The organism is Clostridium sp. AF19-22AC (genome assembly GCF_003479085.1).
GTDB lineage: Bacteria > Bacillota > Clostridia > Lachnospirales > Lachnospiraceae > Faecalicatena_A > Faecalicatena_A orotica.
Genome location: NZ_QUGN01000001.1, coordinates 137,539 through 157,215, shown reverse-complemented (window position 1 = coordinate 157,215; position 19,677 = coordinate 137,539). Strand labels below are relative to the sequence as shown.

General features: G+C 44.2%; 20 protein-coding genes. 8 read left to right on the top strand and 12 right to left on the bottom strand.

All coding sequences use genetic code 11. The features are described from left to right. Positions 1–8: 8 nt before the first annotated feature. The 3 genes from moaA to moaC are packed head-to-tail and all read right to left on the bottom strand — an operon-like array spanning position 9 to position 2,038. On the bottom strand, positions 9–995 hold the full coding sequence (moaA, locus tag DWX43_RS00685; protein WP_118618194.1) for a GTP 3',8-cyclase MoaA: 987 nt from the start codon (positions 993–995) through the stop codon (positions 9–11). Positions 996–1,053: 58 nt separating this feature from the next. After that, positions 1,054–1,572, bottom strand: coding sequence for a MogA/MoaB family molybdenum cofactor biosynthesis protein (locus DWX43_RS00680; protein WP_118618192.1), 519 nt, complete (start codon positions 1,570–1,572; stop codon positions 1,054–1,056). Further along, on the bottom strand, positions 1,532–2,038 hold the full coding sequence (gene moaC / locus DWX43_RS00675) for a cyclic pyranopterin monophosphate synthase MoaC (protein WP_118618190.1): 507 nt from the start codon (positions 2,036–2,038) through the stop codon (positions 1,532–1,534). The genes DWX43_RS00680 and moaC overlap by 41 nt, the downstream gene beginning before the upstream one ends. A 170-nt stretch (positions 2,039–2,208) precedes the next feature. Here moaC and DWX43_RS00670 point away from each other — a divergent pair, with 170 nt between their 5' ends. Both DWX43_RS00670 and DWX43_RS00665 read left to right on the top strand, forming a co-directional pair. After that, positions 2,209–3,153, top strand: a complete 945-nt coding sequence (locus DWX43_RS00670; protein WP_118618188.1) for an AraC family transcriptional regulator — start codon at positions 2,209–2,211, stop codon at positions 3,151–3,153. 406 nt (positions 3,154–3,559) lie between these two features. Continuing rightward, positions 3,560–4,609 carry an Rpn family recombination-promoting nuclease/putative transposase gene (locus DWX43_RS00665; RefSeq protein ID WP_118618186.1) on the top strand — a complete coding sequence of 350 codons (1,050 nt, stop codon included), beginning with the start codon at positions 3,560–3,562 and terminating at the stop codon, positions 4,607–4,609. Here the strand turns inward: DWX43_RS00665 and DWX43_RS00660 are convergent. The 9 genes from DWX43_RS00660 to DWX43_RS00625 form a co-directional block, all read right to left on the bottom strand. Then, positions 4,596–5,942 (bottom strand): amino acid carrier protein, encoded by a 1,347-nt coding sequence (locus DWX43_RS00660; protein WP_118618506.1) that lies wholly within the window; start codon positions 5,940–5,942, stop codon positions 4,596–4,598. The genes DWX43_RS00665 and DWX43_RS00660 overlap by 14 nt on opposite strands. A gap of 61 nt (positions 5,943–6,003) precedes the next feature. Continuing rightward, complete coding sequence (locus DWX43_RS00655; protein ID WP_118618184.1) at positions 6,004–6,786, bottom strand: ABC transporter permease; 783 nt, start codon at positions 6,784–6,786, stop codon at positions 6,004–6,006. Beyond that, on the bottom strand, positions 6,779–7,672 hold the full coding sequence (locus DWX43_RS00650; protein WP_118618182.1) for an ABC transporter ATP-binding protein: 894 nt from the start codon (positions 7,670–7,672) through the stop codon (positions 6,779–6,781). Before DWX43_RS00650 ends, DWX43_RS00655 begins: the two co-directional genes overlap by 8 nt. Before the next feature lie 41 nt (positions 7,673–7,713). Further along, positions 7,714–9,315, bottom strand: coding sequence for a HAMP domain-containing sensor histidine kinase (locus tag DWX43_RS00645; RefSeq protein WP_118618180.1), 1,602 nt, complete (start codon positions 9,313–9,315; stop codon positions 7,714–7,716). Between the two features lie 3 nt (positions 9,316–9,318). Further along, on the bottom strand, positions 9,319–9,981 hold the full coding sequence (locus DWX43_RS00640; protein WP_207666079.1) for a response regulator transcription factor: 663 nt from the start codon (positions 9,979–9,981) through the stop codon (positions 9,319–9,321). 173 nt (positions 9,982–10,154) lie between these two features. Further along, complete coding sequence (locus DWX43_RS26835) at positions 10,155–10,298, bottom strand: hypothetical protein (RefSeq protein WP_182440584.1); 144 nt, start codon at positions 10,296–10,298, stop codon at positions 10,155–10,157. After that, positions 10,270–11,415 carry a GGDEF domain-containing protein gene (locus DWX43_RS00635; RefSeq protein ID WP_118618177.1) on the bottom strand — a complete coding sequence of 382 codons (1,146 nt, stop codon included), beginning with the start codon at positions 11,413–11,415 and terminating at the stop codon, positions 10,270–10,272. The genes DWX43_RS26835 and DWX43_RS00635 overlap by 29 nt, the downstream gene beginning before the upstream one ends. A gap of 206 nt (positions 11,416–11,621) precedes the next feature. Next, positions 11,622–12,494: a sugar phosphate isomerase/epimerase family protein gene (locus DWX43_RS00630; protein ID WP_118618175.1), complete on the bottom strand. Its 873-nt coding sequence runs from the start codon at positions 12,492–12,494 to the stop codon at positions 11,622–11,624. Positions 12,495–12,597: 103 nt separating this feature from the next. Then, positions 12,598–13,377 carry a DeoR/GlpR family DNA-binding transcription regulator gene (locus DWX43_RS00625; protein ID WP_118618173.1) on the bottom strand — a complete coding sequence of 260 codons (780 nt, stop codon included), beginning with the start codon at positions 13,375–13,377 and terminating at the stop codon, positions 12,598–12,600. A 184-nt stretch (positions 13,378–13,561) separates the two neighbouring features. On the opposite strand from DWX43_RS00625, the gene DWX43_RS00620 reads away from it, so the two are divergent. Genes DWX43_RS00620 through DWX43_RS00595 form a run of 6 tightly spaced genes read left to right on the top strand, consistent with a single transcriptional unit; the run spans position 13,562 to position 19,593 of the window. Further along, positions 13,562–14,443, top strand: a complete 882-nt coding sequence (locus DWX43_RS00620; RefSeq protein ID WP_118618171.1) for a sugar phosphate isomerase/epimerase — start codon at positions 13,562–13,564, stop codon at positions 14,441–14,443. Between the two features lie 41 nt (positions 14,444–14,484). Further along, positions 14,485–15,303, top strand: coding sequence for a fructose-bisphosphate aldolase (locus DWX43_RS00615; RefSeq protein WP_118618169.1), 819 nt, complete (start codon positions 14,485–14,487; stop codon positions 15,301–15,303). Between the two features lie 23 nt (positions 15,304–15,326). Continuing rightward, complete coding sequence (locus DWX43_RS00610; RefSeq protein WP_118618167.1) at positions 15,327–16,832, top strand: FGGY family carbohydrate kinase; 1,506 nt, start codon at positions 15,327–15,329, stop codon at positions 16,830–16,832. Positions 16,833–16,856: 24 nt separating this feature from the next. After that, entirely contained in the window at positions 16,857–18,011 is a 1,155-nt protein-coding gene (locus DWX43_RS00605) for a hypothetical protein (protein WP_118618165.1), read from the top strand. A gap of 28 nt (positions 18,012–18,039) precedes the next feature. Continuing rightward, positions 18,040–18,837, top strand: coding sequence for a pyrroline-5-carboxylate reductase (gene proC / locus DWX43_RS00600; RefSeq protein WP_118618163.1), 798 nt, complete (start codon positions 18,040–18,042; stop codon positions 18,835–18,837). A 24-nt stretch (positions 18,838–18,861) separates the two neighbouring features. Beyond that, positions 18,862–19,593 (top strand): aspartate/glutamate racemase family protein, encoded by a 732-nt coding sequence (locus DWX43_RS00595; protein ID WP_118618161.1) that lies wholly within the window; start codon positions 18,862–18,864, stop codon positions 19,591–19,593. The last annotated feature ends 84 nt before the right edge of the window (positions 19,594–19,677 follow it).

Genomic DNA, 19,677 nt, shown 5'->3' with positions numbered 1-19,677 from the left:
TGTCCGCTTCAGCCGCCAATACTGGACATCTGTTTCTGCTCCAGATCTTCCTGTTTCGAGCTGCCCTCCATTTGAAACTGATGGCTGCGCGGCTTTTCAAATATGACTTTTTGTATCATCTCTTCCAGTTCCTTCTCCCCGGCCTCATTTCTAAGCATCGCCCTTAGATCTACTCCTGTGGAATATTGAAGGCATGGCTTTAAAAATCCTTCTGCTGTCAGCCGGACTCTGTTGCAGCTTTCGCAGAACTTGTGGGAAACTGCACTAATAAATCCAGTCTTCCCGGTAAACCCGGGAAACCTTGCATAAATGGCAGGTCCATTCCCAAAATTACCCGTTAAAAACTGTGCTTCGCCGAAAGCCGCCTTTAACGCTTCATATACTAGCTCCTGACTGCTGAATGGATACTCTTTCCCCAGTCCGATCGGCATCATCTCGATAAAACGTACATCGATCGGTCTTTCTTTTGCCATATTGGCAAGGGGCACCCACTGCGACTCGTTCTCTCCGTGCAGTGCAACACAATTCACCTTGACCCGGATATCCGGATACTGAAGTGCTGCTTCCAGACCTCTCAGCGCCGCCTCCAGCTCATCTCTGCGTGTGAGTTTCATATACTGTGCGCGATCCAGCGTATCCAGACTGACATTCACCGCATCCAGTCCCGCGGCTGCAAGCTCTTCTATCTGCTCTGCAAGCAGCACACCATTTGTGGTCAGCGTTACCTGTTCTATGCCTTCTATTTCCCTTATAGAACGCAGAAGGCTGCCAAGCCCCTTCCTCACAAGAGGTTCACCGCCTGTCAGCTTGACCCTTGTAATGCCGAGTTTTGCACAAATCCGGCAGATACGTGTCATTTCATCGAACGAAAGAATCTCGCTGTGACTCACCTGTTCGACACCTTCCTCTGGCATGCAGTAAACGCAGCGCAGGTTACACCTGTCCGTCACGGAAATGCGCAGATATTCTATTTTTCTTCCATACTGGTCTAACATCACATCTCCTTCTGCCGTAAAATCACCCTGTCCCTATTATACTCGATTTCCACGGACTTTACAATCCGGGGTTCTTCACTTTGCTTCCGCACTCTCCTGTCATACCCTTCATGATTTCTAACCCGTGGGGCAGGGATGAAAGGATACATTCCAGATTTTCCTTTACAGCCTTTGGACTCCCGGGAAGGTTTACAATCAAAGTCTCTCCCCGGATCACGGATGCCCCCCGGCTCAGCATCGCTCTTGGTGTAATCTGAAGGGAGGCATAGCGCATCGCCTCCGCAATCCCCGGTGCATTCTTCGACGCCACCGCAAGTGTAGCCTCTGGCGTGCAGTCTCTGGGGGAAAACCCTGTCCCGCCTGTTGTCAGGATCAGATCCATCTTCTTTTCATCACATAGTTCAATCAGTTTTTCTTCCAACATTTTCTGGTCGTCCGGAAGGAGGAGCATCTCAGCTGTTTCATACCCTTCATGCTCTATCATCTCCCGGATCAGCGGACCACTTTTGTCCTCCCGCTCGCCTGCATATCCTTTATCACTCAGCGTTATGACTGCTGTCTTCCACTTTCTTTTCATGATAATATTCACCACTCTTTCCGCCAGTCTTCCGGCACAAATAAATTTCCTGAATCTCCATAGACTTGTCCAGTGCCTTACACATATCATAAATAGTCAGCAGCGCAGTACTGACACCCGTAAGTGCTTCCATCTCCACCCCGGTCTTTCCTGTTACCTTCACCGTGCAGTAACACTGTACCGCATATTCCTCCGGCAGCATCTCAAAAGTCACCTTACAGTTTGTGATCGGCAGGATATGGCACATCGGGATCAAGTCCGAAGTCCTCTTCACACCCATGATTCCCGCCGTCGTGGCCACGGATAGAACATCTCCCTTTCCGACTGTGCCGGCACAGATTGCTTCATAAACCTCTCTGTTCACAATAATCTTCCCTGTCGCCACTGCCTCGCGGACCGTCTCATGCTTTTCCGTTACATCGACCATGAACGCTTTTCCATTTTCATCAAAATGTGTCAAACCCATTGTTATCTTCCTCCCTGTCCTTATTATCTATATTAACACACACAATTTCCAGTGTAAATCTGAATCAAAAACATGTATAATAGACATAACGTTACCTCTACACTTGTCCAGAAATGTCAAGAAATACATTTCGTCCTCCCCTATACTAAACAGCAAAGCAGGTGCAGTAAATGAACAGAGATAAAGCAGAGAATCAGTATACAAAAAACACATCCCTGAAAGCAGTCCAGACGATGCAGGAGTATATCGCCACCCACTTTGGGGATGAAGATTTCAGTCTCGAAAAGGTATGTGAGGCCTCCGGTTACTCCCGGCGCCATGCGGACAGACTCTTCAGATATCATCTGGATATGTCGCTGAAAGATTATATTCACTCTGTTTGTCTGACACAAAGTGTAAAAGAACTATCAGAAAGTGATACCAGTATCCTTGAGATTGCGCTCAACAGCCACTTTCAGACACACGAAGGATTCACCCGTTCTTTTCATAAGAAGTTCCACGTAACCCCTTCGAAGTACAGGCGTACCCAGATCCCTGTCCCTCTGTTTACACAGTACCCGGTTGAACATTACTATGCCCTGCTGGACTATGAAAAACGCAAGGAGGAAATAAAAATGAATCAGGAAATCAGTTTATGTATGGTAACAGCCAAAGAAAGGCCAAAAAGAAAGCTCATCTACCTCCCCTCTGTAAAGGCGGAAGATTATTTTTCCTACTGTGAAGAAATGGGCTGTGAATGGGAGGGCCTGCTGAACAGCATCCCGGAAAGATTCGAACCTGCTGCACTGGTCGAACTGCCAGATTTTGCAGTCCCCGAAGGCTGCTCAAAGACTGCCGCAGGGATAGAAGTCCCACTCACATTCGACAAGCCGCTGCCTGAAGGGTATCTGACCGTAGAATTACAGGAATGTACCATGCTCTATTTCCAGAGCGAGCCCTATGAAGATGAGAACGATTTCTGCGCCGCAATCGAAAGTACCTATGCTGCGGTAGAAAAATACAAACCCGAGGTCTACGGCTATCGGTTCGCCTATGACATTGCCCCGAGTTTCAATCTCGGAGCCGAGGCTGCCACAGGTGCCAGACTCGCTGTCCCAGCCGTAAAATCAAGATAATTTTACAGGATCAAGCCGGCATTGAGCCGGAAACTTTTTTGGGGGCAAATCAGTTTTTGCCCCCAGCATCATATGGCTCAGCACTTCACAAAATTTTGGCACAAAATTCATACAAATTTTATGGCTTCAAGCAGTAATCTATGATAGAGTATATGTACTTGAAAAGATCTGGTGTATTTCATACATTCTTAGAATCTAATCAAAGGGGAATTCCCCATTTTCAAAGGTTTCCTTCTTAAAGAAAGAATCATTCCAACAATCCATGTTTCAACATCGGACAAACAACAATCATTTAAAAATTCAAACAATAAAGGCTGGTGATGTCTATTGAAAGTATAAACTTGTCTTCGGAGCAATCACTTCATTTTGAAATATACATAAACAGTAGACAAGGAGAAAATTACATATGGGAAAAAATGATATTTATATGAAACGCTGGCTCTCCGATAAGCACCGGTTTGCAGATTTAATCAATGGCTCCCTGTTTCAGGGAAAACAGGTATTCCTGCCGAATCATTTAAAGGAAAGCAGCCCGGAACAAACCCTTATCTTACGGAAACCGAACGGCGAAGATATCAGTATTCAAAGATACCGTGACATCATGATGATGGCAGAAGACGGAACAAGGATCGTGGTACTTGCATGTGAAAACCAGGATGAAATCCACTATGCCATTCCTGTCCGGGGAATGCTGTATGATGCATTGAACTATACTGAACAACTCAGCCAGATTAGAAAAATCAGGAGAGAAAACAAGGAATTGGAAAATTCCTCTGAATTTTTGTCCGGCCTCAAGAAAAGTGACCAGCTCACCCCCGTTATCACTGTTGTCTTTTACTATGGCGAAAAAGAATGGGATGGAACACAGGACCTGCATGGACTGTTAGGTCTTAACGCAAAGGAATATGAACTATTGAAAAAATATATTCCCAACTACCGGATAAATTTGATTGATCCAAGGCGGTTGAATCATGATTTATGTTTTCAGACGGATTTACAGCTGGTATTCGGCATGTTAGAATATAGAAAAAGTAAAGAAGGGCTGCAGGAATATATGCAGACTAACAAGAAATACTTCGGCAGTATCGATGAAGATTCATATAACGCAATACGGGTACTGCTCGGATCAGGGCAGCAATTACCCGAAGCTAAGCAAAAATCAGGAGGGATTGATATGTGTAAAGCATTAGACGATTTATATCAGGATGGTGTTAAAGAGGGGATTAAAACCGGTATTGAAAAAGGAATCGAACAGGGCATCAAGCAGGGGATTGCGCAGGGTGTCGAACGGGGTGTCGAGCAGGGTATCGAACAAGGCATTGAGCAAGGCATTAAAGCATTTATCCTTGATTACCGCGAGGAAGGCTATGACAAAGAAAAGATTCTTATGAAGCTGCAAAACCGCTTTTCCCTTACAAGGGAAAAGGCGGAAGAATATTTTTCTAGGTTTTCATGAATGACTTTTTAGCCCCGGCACGTGTCTCATGAATTACTACTTTTCTGAGCATCCAGATACACAGTATATTCGGTATTGCCATAAAGGAATTGAACAGGTCCGAGACAGTCCAGACCAGATCCAGCGACATCACGGCGCCGAAATACACGGCTGCTATGTAGACGACCCTGTAGGTAAAAAGCCTTCTGCTTCCCCATAGATAGCGGACCGCACATTCCCCGTAATAGCTCCACCCAATGATCGTTGCAAATGCAAACAGTACAAGGGAGACGGACAGCATCATGCTGCCGTCTGCGGGCAGTCCCGCGAAAGCAAGAAAACACAGTTCATCATCACCCGCTCCTGCATAGACTGCCGGAGCTTTTATCATGCTGCTGACAATTGCAATTCCCGTGATCGCACACATGACAACTGTATCCCAGAAAGGCCCTGTCATAGAGATAATCCCCTGTTTTACAGGCGAACTTGTTCTGGATGCAGCCGCAGCCATCGGAATCGAGCCCAGTCCTGCCTCGTTTGTAAATAATCCCTTTGAAATCCCAGTTCGCATACCGATCATTACGGCGGTTCCTGTAATCCCGCCGGCAACAGATCTTGATGAAAAAGCTGATCCAATAATCACCGCCAGTGTTTCACCAAGATACGCACGGTTTATCCATAAAAGCAGCAAACATCCCCCCAGATAAAAAATGCTCATAAAAGGCACCAGATATGTACACACCTTTGAGACCTGCTTCGCCCCTCCCAGTATGACTATTCCTGCCAGCAAGGCTGCAATGATCCCCACGATGCGAGGGGAAACCTCGTAGTTTGATGTGACTGCCGCACAAATAGAATGTGACTGGACGCTGCTTCCCATCCCCAGAGATGCCAGTATTGTACTCACTGCAAATATGACTGCCGCACTTTTCTGGTGCAGAACATGTTCCATAACGTACATCGGTCCCCCGCTGTATGAACCATCTGGTTTCTGTACCCGGTATTTCACCGACAAAAAACATTCCGCGTAACAGGTTGCAATCCCGAACACGCCGGTCACCCAGCACCAGAACACGGCCCCCGGCCCGCCTATCGCGATTGCCGCAGAGATTCCGATAATATTTCCCGTCCCGATGGTTGCCGCCAGTGCTGTAGCCAGTGCGGAAAACGGAGAAATCCCCTCATTGCTTTCTTCACTTTTGGAAAAACTCAAACGGATTCCCGTCGGTATCTTCCTCTGGATAAACCCAAGGCGGAATGTAAAATATAAATGAGTACCCAACAGGACAACCAGCATCGGCATCCCCCAGAGGTACTCATAAATTGATTTCATAATCTGCGAAATAGTTTCCATGCCATGCTCCGTTTGTTCCATATCATTCTATATATATGACATCCTATTCCACTTTAGAATTTTACATCCTTTTTTCAGTGACTTCTCTTCGTTCCCTGCGCAGTGCTATCAGAAGTATGATCCCGGACACAGCCCCAAAGAACAGAAATGACTGTATCAGAGGTGTAAAGTTGTAGCTCCCCTCTGTCCAGAAGCCCGCGAAGTCGCTGGTGATATAGCTCATCGGGAAAAGCGCTGCCACCTTTTGTGCTGCCTCAGGCAGGTCCTCTACCTGAACCCCCATCATCCCGCACAGTACCATCACCCCAAAGTAAACCGCCATCATAATCGCATACGTGGGGCCGAACTTCTTCAGGATCGTGGCAACTCCGTGGGCCAGCGCAAAAAAGATCCCACTTAACAGCAGCAGGCTGATGATCAGGCACAGAGCTGCGCCCGGCCTTGGTATCTCCATTTCAAGGGTACTGTAAGCTACAATCGTATACAGCACAAGTCCGATGCTCATCACTGCAAACTGTGCGATAATCTTTGCCAGGAGCGTCGTATTCGGTGAAAATCCAAACAACTGCATCCGCAGCGGTATCTCCTTCTCCAGTTCCTGCGAATAATTCGAGGAATATCCAAGCAATACGACTGCCATCGGAATGATCAGGCTCATAGTGATAAACACTGCCGTATTCGCCTGTGGGATCATACTCTCCGGGACATCTGCCTGTACCGCTTTTGTGATAATAAAAAGCATCAGAATGGGGAAAAAGATTCCGAACATATATACAAAAGGATTCCCCAGCACATTCCGTATCTCATACATAATCAGCCTTCTGCCGCATCTTTTTTTAGTCATGGTCCACCCCTCCGTTTCCGCACCCCTGATAATACGCTTTCTTCGCATTGATTGACATAATCTCAATATCACTGCTGCTTCGTTTGAAGTTAACATTATTCCGTATAAGCAGTTTTGCAATATCTTCCTCCTCTGTCTTTCCCCTGCATGCAAGTGCAATCAGATGGGAAGGTGCTTCCAATTTCCTGTATGGTTCTGTCAGGCGCCCATGCTCTTCCCCTGCATCCAGAGTGATGATGGAATTACCACAGTATTTACGGAACAGAGTTTCTTTTTCCCCATAATCAATCACTTTCCCCTGATCCAGAATCAGCAGCTTATTTGCCAGAAGCTCCAGTTCCTCATAATAATGAGATACGATACAGAGTGTATTACTCTTTCCCTCATACCACTTCAGCAGCCTTTCCATCAGCCGCTGTCTCGTTTCGAAATCCAGACCCGAAGTCACCTCATCATAAAAAGTAAGCGGTGCATCCTGCATCATGACCATAATAATCGTAAGCCGCTGCTTCTGTCCTCCGGATAGGGATTTATAATGTTTCTTTAGACACTCTTCAAATTCAAAATATGTGATCAGTTCCTGAAGACGGCTGTTTTTACTGATACTTGTATCAAGCAGTGTTTCCAGAACATGCCGCACAGACATGGTGGATACATAATCGTTAAACTGCAAATGGGCTGCCATCTGTTCCGGCTTCAGCTCCGTCTGAATCCTCCCTTTGTAAGATGTCAGGCCAAGCATGGTCTTTACAAATGTAGATTTCCCCGCCCCATTGGAACCGATGATGCCTATTCGCTCACCTTTGTTAATCTCAAGCGGACGGTCAATTTCAAGGGCCAGCTGTCTGCCATAATATACCTGCAGGTTTTTAATTGTCACCAGCATTTCTTTTCTCCTCTCCTTTTGATAACTTTAGTTTACCGCTTTCATATGAAGTCTGTATGAAGATACTGTGCGTCTTCTTTGAATGTGAAATTCAATTTTGCCCTTACCCCGCCGGATACATTTTCCACGGTCAGTTTACAGCCGAGTACTTCACTGTAATATGCACTGACATACAGTCCAAGCCCCTTTCCCCGTTCTTTCCCGCTGCCGCTCACAAAAGGTTCATAAAGGTGCGGCAACAGGGTCTCATCTATGTGTGCCCCCTGATTCACAATACTCACCGAACCTGCCTCTGACTCCACAAGTATCTGCCCATTTTCCGGTGTATTTGCTACTGCATTGGAAAACAGATTATCCAGTATTTTCTTTAGAAGCTCCCTGTCGCTTGGCACAGTCCGGGTTGTCCCACCCTTCTCAAAACGAAGCTTCTTCATCTCTGCCTGAATACGGTAAGCCCCCATCACTTCCATTAGAAGAACATCTACATCCACGGATTCTATATGAAGGTTTTCCGTACAATGGTTCAGATATAAAATATCCTCCACGATTTTCCTCATCGACTGCAGTTGTTCCTTCACCTGAGGGAGATAAGTCTTCGTATCTTTATATTTACCCACCTCCTGTATCATACCGTCCACAAGCAGGAGTGCCGCAGTGACCGGTGTTTTTAGCTGGTGCGAAGATGCCCTTAAAAAGACTTCCTGACGCTTATTTTCTTTTTTCAGCCGTTCATTCTTTTCTTCCAGCTCATCGTAATTCTCTTTCAGTTTTGCATATAGCTCGTTCAGGGTCCGGCCAAGCTCCCCAATCTCATCACGCGCCGTAATTTTGAACGGTTCCACCTCCAGACTCCCGGCGTTCTTAACTTCTTCTGCATAATGGGCAAGGCTGACCACCGGATTAACAATCTTTCTGGAAAAGAACTGGGAACAAAGCATGACAATCAAAAACAAAACCGCTGCTATCATCGGAATACTCCCCATAACAATCGGCTTAATTTCTTTCATCTGCGGAGTCATCACCGGCAGAAAGGAAAAAATGAGCGAACTTCCGCTCCTGCCTATTGCAATATAAGTCGTATACTGATTATCTTCATCCGAAGCTCCCCCTTCAAAAACAACAATATCTTTATCCATAATATGCATTTTAACAGAGTCGTCCGCTTTGAACACTTCTGTGTCCTTATCAATCTGTACTTCCACATCAACCGGTGCAGTTTCATTCAGCAAGGCACTCTTCTGGAACCCTTTTTTCAAAAGTTCCCAGTCGATCGCCTCGAAGTCCTCTTTTTCTACATCTTTCATATTCCCGAAACAGTTACGGACCTGCCCCAGAAGTTTTTTGAGCTGCTCGTCCTGCACAGTCACCGTAAATTTAAAGGCCTTTCCGGCCAAGTATATTTCGTCCCCCTCAAGTGGGATCTCCAGCGTAGCCGCCCCCGTCGGGTTTTGAACCTTAAGCCCCTTATAGCTGTGATTCTTCATGTATCCCTTCTCGACTTCTACCACAGACTTCAGGTTCTGCTTCTTCATATAATCCACATACAGGGACGGCAGCATCGTTACGAAATAAATGACAATCAGGCTGACAAGAAGCGCCGAAATCCCAATGCTGTATAGAAATGTCTTTTTTGACAGCTTCATATGCTACACCTCCTGTTTAAATTGGTACCCGACCCCAATTACGGTCTTGATAAAGTTCTGGGGCAGTTTTTTCCTCAGGTTCTTCACATGTGCATCGATAATCCTGTCGTTCCCGATGTAATCTTCATTAAAAATATGCAGGATCAGCTGCTCCCTTGTAAAAACTCTGCGCGGCTCATCATATAGGGTCTCCAGCAAAAGAAACTCACTCAGCGTCAATTCCAATGGTTCCCCATTGTAACAGGCCTGATATGCACCTTTATCGATGAATAACCCCTCCCGCACCGTCCGGGCAGAAGGCTTCACCCGTCTGAAAATTGTTTCCATGCGCTTCAACAGGATAATCGGCGATACCGGCTTGATCACATAGTCATCCGCATACGCATTGAACGCCCGTACCTGTGTCTGTTCATCCCCGAGAGCTGTCAGCATAATCACAGCCATATCAGGATATTTGTCCCTTATGAAATCCAGAACTTCCAGACCGCTGATTTTCGGAACCATAATATCCAGAACTGCCATATCAAATATATCTTCCGTAAGAGCCTTCACTGCTTCCTCCCCGTCTGCCGCTGAATACACATCATATCCCTGCATCTTCATATATTCAGCCAGAACATCCTGAATGACCGGCTCATCCTCTAAAAATAAAATCCTCTTTCCCATATGGTACTCCTCCTGTTGTTTCATTTATTATAACAGAACCATATGAATTTCAAATGAATTTTTAACGGTACTGCCTTCAAAATGGAGTTTCGCTTGCGAAACTCGCGCCTGCGGCGGTCGCATCGCGACAACTACATCGTATGCCGCAGTGCGCATCCCGCCGGGAGGGCTTTTTATTTCATAGGAGTACTTTCTATGAAATAAAAAAAATCCCCGGTCACAGCCATTACTGACTGTACATCCGGAGATTCCTCTTGTTTATAACCTTCTCTTTCTTCCTCATGCTGCTTAGAAACGAAAGCTTCTTTTATCTTCATACATCTTCCTGTCAGCCAGAACAAAGGCATGTTCCAGCGATTCCTTCTCCTCTGTCAAAATAATCTCATAACCGACCGCTGCCGTTATTTTTAAACCAGCCGCATTCTTTTCTTCTTCCAGATACCGGCGGAATCCGGATATGCGGTTCTTGAGCTCCTCTTCCTCTTCATTTGGAAGAATAATAAAAAATTCATCGCCGCCCATTCTGAATATATATTTTTCATATCCCTTAAATGCCACCCTTAACGCGTCCGCCACAAAAATAAGAATCTGATCTCCCATGTGGTGTCCCATTGTGTCATTCACCTGTTTAAAACAATTAATATCAACCACGACAAACCCGATCTGGCGGAACTGACTTCGGTTCCGTTCCAGTTCGTTAACCTTTTCCATATATGAGGCCCTGTTATGCAGCCCGGTAAGCCCGTCATTGTACGCCAGCTGATATACTTCCTTCTCACGCTCGAGCCGCTTTTTCTGATCACTGATTTTCTGAGTCTTAAATATAGAATGGATAAAAACAACATAGCAGGATATAACAACAACTGCAAAAACTAACCACACCGGGAAATACTCGACCCTCTCAACCATCGGTTTTGGATACCCGGCAAAGAAAATCATGGCAAAATAGATCAACGCCGTGGAGCATGCCATCAGCCCCCACCCCGCATCAGCCTCCGCCAGAAGCTTTTTATACTTATCCGCATATTTAAATGCAAACCGGAGGATGACTGCAAATAATACCGGCATGATGATAACCGCATAAACTTCACCATACTTCAGAGTAATGCCGAACAGCCTGCCAATAAATGCAACAATTAGGGAGATCGTATCTATGAAACAAAATGTCAGCACAAACCGGCTGTCCCTGTATTTTGCATAATACAAAAACAATAGGAAACTGGGCACTGTCATGCAGACCGTTGACGAAACCGCCGCCGGTAATCTCAGGATATATACAGCCCCGTAATATGCCGCCACAATCAGTACACAGCCTATATATTTAAACATCACCGGCACACGGGTGTTCTCCCTTGACGGACACATAATTGTATAGAGAAGAAGGTCACAAACGATCACAATCATATCGTTCATAACTACAAGTAAATCAAACATTTACACAGGCTCCTTTAAACTTCAGTAATAAAAACATTATACAATAAAAATCGACATTCGCATATACTTCTTTTTTGCTTTGTTTGAGAATCAAAAAATGGTGCCAGAACTAACGCTCCAGTACCATTTTTTATAATCATTTTTTCAATTCATAACTATCATATGAACCTATTCATAATAAAACAACTTCGCAAATATTAGAAACATTAAAATAGAGACCGTACAAACTTTAATGATTCCGACGCATCCTGTGCCAGTTTTCTGTCATCTGCACCTTCTGACAAATCATGATACAAATATAGCGTATCACCTACAGGGCAGTTATTTAAAACAAAAGGCTCCATGTTGACATCCCCTTCATAATGAATATCCTTTAATGCCTGAGCAATTTCTCTCCAGGGCAGTCGTCCTTTTCCCGGCAGCCTGCGATTAGCCTCTCCTATATGCATGTGCCCCAGATAACAACCGGCAGTTCTAATTGCTCCGTCCAGACTATCCTCCTCAATATTCATGTGAAAAGTATCAAGTAATATTTTTACATTCGGCCTGTCAACCTCTTTCACGTACCTCACCGCTTCTTCAGCAGTATTCAGTAGAAAATGTTCGTATCTTGTTACCACCTCAAGATTAAGGGACACATTATAATCTGCCGCTGCATCAGCCATCTCGCGCATACTTTTTACACTTTGTGCCCATGCAGATTTTTTATCAACCGGTTCTGAATAATCGTACATCCAGTATCCATAGTAAATCCCCGCCAGTTTCCTAACTCCTGCTTTTTGCATTACAGGAAGAAAACTTTTCAGCCTTCTTACTCCATTTTCCCGGACAGACTCATCTGAAGATGCAACATTATGCGGCTTACCCATTCCGCCTCCCGCAACCAGCGCAACTTTATATTCTTCACTTAAGCTTTGCAGTTTTTGCAGCTGCATGTCCGTCATAGCAGTCAGGTCTGTTGTTCCCACTTCCAAAACCTCAAATCCCAATTCTGCTATCATAGGGATCGCTTTACAATATACATCAAAATCGCCATCCCAATTATGCTGGAAATATGAATAACATATTCCAAATTTCATAGAACTGTTCTCCTCTCGTTTAAAATTTTATATTTTTAGCAGCTACTATAAATATCAAATATACTTTGCCTAATTTAACCAATATACTGTCGCTACAAGGAAGCTATTGTTTCTTTGCATTTACAAAATGAATATTATTTTCTTTCAAGGCACCTAAGAATACTTTATCTACCGCCTTATCTATTACTACATAATCCAAGAGTTCAAGTCCGCCAATTACATGAAGCATATTCTTTTCAACCTTAGTGTGATCTGATACAAATATACGAAGATCAGAATTCATCAAAACCGCCCTTGTATACGCGGCATTTGATGCATTGTAATCGGTCAGCCCGCACGTAGAACTGATTCCCGAACAACTTATAATCGCCTTTTTAGCATGATATCTAGATAATTCTTTATCAGGGCTAGAAACTTCGAAAGCATTATATTGAGGACAATAGTCCCCGCCTATTACAATAATATGAAATTGATCCGGAGACTGCGACAGCTCTTTTATAATATTCAGAGAATTTGTAATTACGGTCAGCTGAAGTGAAGAACGCCGCAGCTCCTGAACAAGGTAAAACACCGTCGTACTGTTATCGAGCATCAGAACATCGCCATCCTGTATATATTCCATACACGCTTTTGAAACTAATTTCTTTTCTTCCACAGACATCAACTGTCTGGTATCCACAGGAACTTCCCTGTCATTTGTCTCTGTACGCAGGTAAGCCCCTCCATGTACACGCCATAAAACATTTTCATCAGCTAATTTTTCCAGATCATGGCGAATAGTTTCACTTGTAACACTCAATTCATTACTCAGTTGTGACACGGTAACGACATTTTCTCTATGCAATGCGTCAATAATATATTGTCTTCTTTCGGCTGCTATCATCTTATCTTCATTCTCCCTTCAGTCCTTAATCTAAGAATAATGCACTGCTTCGTTTATGTCAAGATGATATTTGGTTATTTTTTGTTATTTTTGTTTTTTATTTTGTTTTTATTGACATTACCAAATTGTTGGAGTATCATGTAAGCAAATCAAACAAAATCCGAAAGTAAAAGGAGGGATTTTTATGAAATTTGGCATATATGCCAACTACTGGACCAAAAATTGGAACGACACATTCGAAGAAATGTGCAGAAAATGCAAGAAAAGTAAAGAATTAGGGTTTGATGTTCTGGAATTAAATGCAATTGATCTTGCCGCATTAGAACCGGAAAAACTGGAATATCTGAAATCCACGGCTGAAGAAGAAGGAATCCGGCTGACCGCCGGGAGTGGGCTGACTAAAAAATATGATACTGCATCAAAAGATCCGAATGTCAGAGAAGCAGGAATTGATTACCTTAAGCGCACCTTTGAATGTCTGGACAGGGCAAACATACATAAGTTAGCAGGTATGATGTATGGATACTGGCCGGTAGACTTTTCAGAAGGTATTGACAAAGAGGGGACAAGAGAACGAAGCATTGTAAGTCTGCGTAAAATTGCCGATGCAGCGGCTTCCCATAATATTAAACTTATGTTGGAAGTAGCAAACCGCTATGAATGTTATCTCCTGAACACTTCTGAAGAAGCGGTATCATATGTGAAAGATGTAGGCAAAGATAATGTATATGTTATGCTGGATTCTTTCCACATGAATATTGAAGAAGATAATATAGGGGAGGCAATCCGACTGGCAGGCCGGCATTTAGGACATATGCATATCGGAGAAGCCAACAGAAGGGTTCCCGGAAAAGGACACATCCCGTGGAAAGAAATTGGCAGTGCCCTTCATGACATTAATTATCAGGACGATATCGTATTGGAACCATTTGTACTCCACAATTGCCAGGTTGGAGATGATATTAAAGTCTGGAGAGACCTTTCTTATGGTGAGGAAGAAAAAACTATGGACAAAGATTTGAAAGAATCCCTGATCTTCCTGAAAAAAGAATTTAAAATTATATAGCAGGACCACAATACTAATATTTGAATGGAGAAATACGACTTATGAATATGCCAGTAAAATCAACGATGAACCACATTTTAAAACCAGACGGAAAAGTTGTAATGGTAGCCATGGACCATGCCCGTATGAACGGTATTTCCTATGCTGCTTTAAGAAATCCCGCCCCGGTCATAGAAGCCATTATTGAAGGCGGGGCAGATGCAGTTATGACTTCCTATGGTGTCATCAAGCATTACCGAGATTTATTAGACGGAAGAATACGAAAAATCATGAGGCTTGATACCGGATCAACACGCTTTTATGAAGACTGGGAAGAATACACCAGCTGGTATCAGGTATTTACCGTGGAAGATGCACTGCGTGCAGGGGCTGATGGAGTTATATCTTATTCCTTCCCGGGACTTCCGATAGACGGTCCAACCTTGGCAAATATTGGAAAAATTGCTGCCGAGGGAGATAAGTATTCTATGCCGACAATAGCAGAAATGCATGCTGTCCCCGGAGACAAGGTCCCAAGCTCTTATGATCCCGATGTAGTTGCATCGGAATGCCGGATTGCTGCTGAGTTCGGTGCGGATATGATCAAAACCGATTATACCGGTGACAAAGAAAGTTTTAAACTAGTAACATCCTGCTGCCCAGTCCCGGTTATTCTTGCAGGTGGGAGTAAATGCAAGACTCCAGAGGACACGTTACAGCTTCTGCGAGACGCAATGGATGCCGGGGCTGCCGGAACATGTTTCGGACGACAGATTTGGGAAGATAAGAATATCACCGCAATGACACGCGCAGTTGTGGCTATCGTACATTCAGATGCCTCCGTAGAGGAAGCAATGAGGATATATGAAGAAAATAAATAAGAAATTTTAAAGGAGGTATAAAAATGCGTACATTTATCAGCTGTGATGTCGGAACTACAAACTGTAAAGCATCTCTTGTAACCGAAGAAGGAAAACTGCTTGCACAGCATTCTATCATGCACCTAATGAAATCAACCGTTATTGGATGGTCAGAACATGATATGGAAGATAACTGGTGGGGAGACGGAGTGAATTGTATACGCGCTGTCCTCGAAAAGTCCGGTGTTGATCCGGCATCTGTTCAGTCGGTGATGCTCAGCGGTATGTCTCCTTCCCTGGGTATCACAGATGAAAACGGAACACCGCTCCGCATGGGCATCACGCAGTCTGACGGCCGGATACCAGAAGGAAAATTGGAAGATTTCGGCCTCATACCGTGGAACCACGTTGGTGTTAATACCTATCTGCTGCCTCATCTGATCTGGGTCCGCGAAAATGAGCCTGAAATATTCAGCCGGATTAAAAAAGTATTCTTCGCGCACAGTTACTTGTGTTATCGGCTAACCGGCCATTACTGTATTGATTTTAATACTTCCTGTTGGATGACCCCTTTGTTTGATCAGGAAAGCAGATGTTATGTCCGGGAAAATTTTGATAAATTAGGCTTGACACAGTGTGAATTGCCGGATGTATATTCCCCATTGGAAATCGCCGGCACCCTTACACAAGAAGCTGCAGAGACAACCGGACTGCTTCCACACACAAAAGTACTTGTCGGCACCGGTGATTTTTATCTGTCTCAGATGGCCTCCGGTCTGCGCAGCGAAGGAGATGCAGTTCTATATTTTGGAACTGTAGGAACCATGCTTGCATGCACTAAACCGGCAGATTGCTTTTTATATGCCCCTGCTCTGGTTGGACTGCCGGGTGATCCTGTTCTTCTCGGTCCGCTTTTTCCCGTCAGTGGCGTCCTGCTCGAGTGGTTCTGCGAAAACTTTGCTGGGAAAGAATGTGAACAGGCAGAAAGCAAGGGGATGAAGCCCCTGCAATATCTTGACCGACTGGCAGAGGACATTCCCATTGGCTCCGAACGGCTTCTTTTTCTCCCACACGTGACCGGAGAACGTACAATCACGGACGATCCCCTTGCAAGGGGAGTGTTCTACGGACTGGGACTGCACCACAAAGTTCCTCATTTATACCGGGCTATCATGGAGTCTTTCTGTCTTTCCGTACGCCATGCATTAGAGATTCTGGATACAAGGGGCCAAAAAATCCCTGTCAAAAGACTGGCCGTAGGAGGCGGAGGAGCCAAAAGTTCACTGTGGCGTCAGATTACCAGTGATTGTCTGAACGTATCCCAGACTTATGTTCCCGGAGCCGATGAGACATTTGCCGGAGCCTATATTGCTGCTATGGGCGCAGAAATCTTTACAGATGTATCCGCATTCTATGATACTTGGCTCAGCGATGCTATTAAAACAGATCCGATCCCTGAACATGTAGAAAAATATAATCATGTATATCAGGTGTATGTAAACACCTATAATACGCTGAAAGGAACTTATAGTCAGCTTCAGAACATTTAATGAGAAGAGAAGGGAGATACTTTTATGAATAAAAAAAATATCCATATTGGTAAAATTTTATTTCTGGGAGGAGCATACTGTGCGCTTTCTGCCGGTTCAGGATTTGGCACAGGGCAGGAACTGACTCAATATTTCGTAGTTCACGGTCCCGGCAGTCTGGTTGGCCTTTGGGTTACCCAAGTCATCACGTTCATATTTGGATGTATGGTAATCATAGACACCAGAAAATACGGCCTAAAAACACTGGATGATGTCTATACCCATTACTGTGGCAAAGTAATAGGTAAAATTCTCTGGATATTTAACATTGCTTATCTGCTTGCCATGTGTGCCACTATGATCGCCGGAGCAGGTGCAAATGTAGCTCAATATTTTGGTGTAAGCGACCAGATCGGGCGCGTTGTTCTGGCAATTGCTGTTTTAATCACATGTCTGTTCGGGTTCAAGAGACTGTTGAATATAAACGGCATACTGGGACCTATTATTATGGTATTTGTAATCCTTATTGCAGTTTTAGCTCTTGTAAACCCCACAGACGGTATCGCTGCCGGTGCAAAATTTCTTCAGGAGTCTACTCACCTCTCCATAAGCAGTAACTTTGCATGGAGCTGTTTCCTGTATACAACCATGTGTATTTTTTTCCAGATGCCGTATTGGCATGCATGTGCAGCAAATGACGGTGAAACAACAGAAGACACCGTTGGGTCCTGTATTATAGGTGCTATTTTTTTCATATCCGTCCAGACAATTAGCACACTTTCTATGATCTCGAATGCTTCTATACTTGACGGTGTCCAGGTTCCTAATCTGGCTTTGGCACAAAATATGGGAATGGCGATTGCAGGTGTATTCGGTCTGATTCTTATGTTTGCGATTTACACAACAACTTTGCCGGAAGTTTTTGCACTGACTAACACATTTGCAAAAGAAGGTTCGAAAAATTATAAATATGCCATTGTAATCGTAGTAATTGTAGGATTTGTAATCAGCCAGGTAGGTGCTTTCGACCAGATTTTAAATGTCGTGTTTACTGTATGCGGATGGGTGGCAATTCTATATGCATTTCCATTTCTCTACACCAGATTCATCCGCAAACCAGCAGTTCCAGAGCATGTACCCGAACTGCCCTATTATGAACTCATGAGGAAAAAGAAAGAGAATGCTGCACATGAAAAATAATCTAAATAGAGATATGGAGGACCAATAGATGAAAAAAATAGGCTTTATTGGATGCGGAAATATGGGAAGAGCTATCATCAGAGGAATCATCCAGGGTGGTGTCTTTGAACCGGACGAAATCATAGTATCAGATTCCGCAAAAGAAGCAGTCCAGTCTTTAAAACAGTGTTTTAAAGTTACAGAAGCACCCGATAACCAAACACTGGCAGCACAGGCAGAGATTATCTTACTCGCAGTCAAACCACAAATTTATCAGACAGTAATTGAACAGATCCGCGAAACCGTGACGGAGGACCAGATGATTATAACAATAGCCGCCGGGTGGACGATCAAGCGGCTGGAGCATGCCTTTGACCGGCCAGTTAAAATAATACGGTGTATGCCGAATACACCTGCATTAATCGGTGCAGGTGTAACATCTGTATGTGCGAATGATCTTGTTACAAGAAATGATTTTACGAAAATACTTACCATATTAGAAAGTTTTGGTCTTGCAAAAGTGATTCCTGAAAATCTATTTGATGCAGCTTCAGCGCTGTCTGGCTGTTCTCCGGCATGTATCTTTATGTTAATAGAGGCAATGGCCGATGCCGCAGTCTATAGTGGCATTCCCAGACAGGAAGCATACGATATGGCCGCACAAACTCTGGTCGGAAGTGCCAGAATGGTACTTGAAACCAACAAACACCCAGCTGATTTAAAAGATATGGTATGCACTCCTGGCGGTTCTACAATTGAAGCAGTAAGGGTGTTAGAAGAAAAGGGCTTCCGAAGTGCTATGTTTCAAGCAATGCTCGCCTGCGCAGAAAAATCAGGTAACCTTTAAATATGCTCATAAAGGAGGACTAACATGGGTACTATCGTAACAGGTAAAAAAAATATATATGGTTTTTCAATCGGTATCATCATGCTGGATATGCAGTTTCCGCGAATACCGGGTGACATCGGAAATGCAGCTACTTTTGATTTCCCGGTATTATACCGGGTTGTACACGGTGCTCTCCCTGATAAGATTGCCGAGGATATTACAGATGAAGACTTAGAGCCATTTACCGATGCTGCAAGGGAGCTTGAAAGTGCAGGTGTATCAGCAATCGCTCTTGGGTGCGGCTATCTTTCTATTTTCCACGAACGCCTGAAATCTGCTGTCAGCATACCTGTTATCCCCTCTGCCCTTGCACTTCTGCCGCTTATTTACCACATGCTGCCGCCGGGAAAAATAGTAGGAATAATAACCGCAGATGGAAGCGGCTTGAAACCAGTTCACTTTCAATCAAGCGGTGCGCAGAATATACCAACTGCCGTAATCGGACTGGAAGGAGAAAGAGAATTCTTTACAGCAATCATGCAGAACCAGCCTTCAATGGATATCGATGTCTGCCGGGAAGAACATATAAAGATCACTGAGAAACTAATGAATGAACATCCTGATATCGGTGCAATTCTAATTGAGTGTACCAACATCCCCGCTTACGCAAAGGTTATTCAGGAAACCGCAAAAGTCCCTGTATTCGACTTAATCCATCTAATTAATATGGTACACGATGCATTCATACACAAAGATTATCCAGCTTTTTCATAATGCTGACAATATGCAGTTTTATTAAAAAAAGACATTCAGAGGGGGATGAAACATATTCTTTAGAATTATGTTTCATCCCCCTCT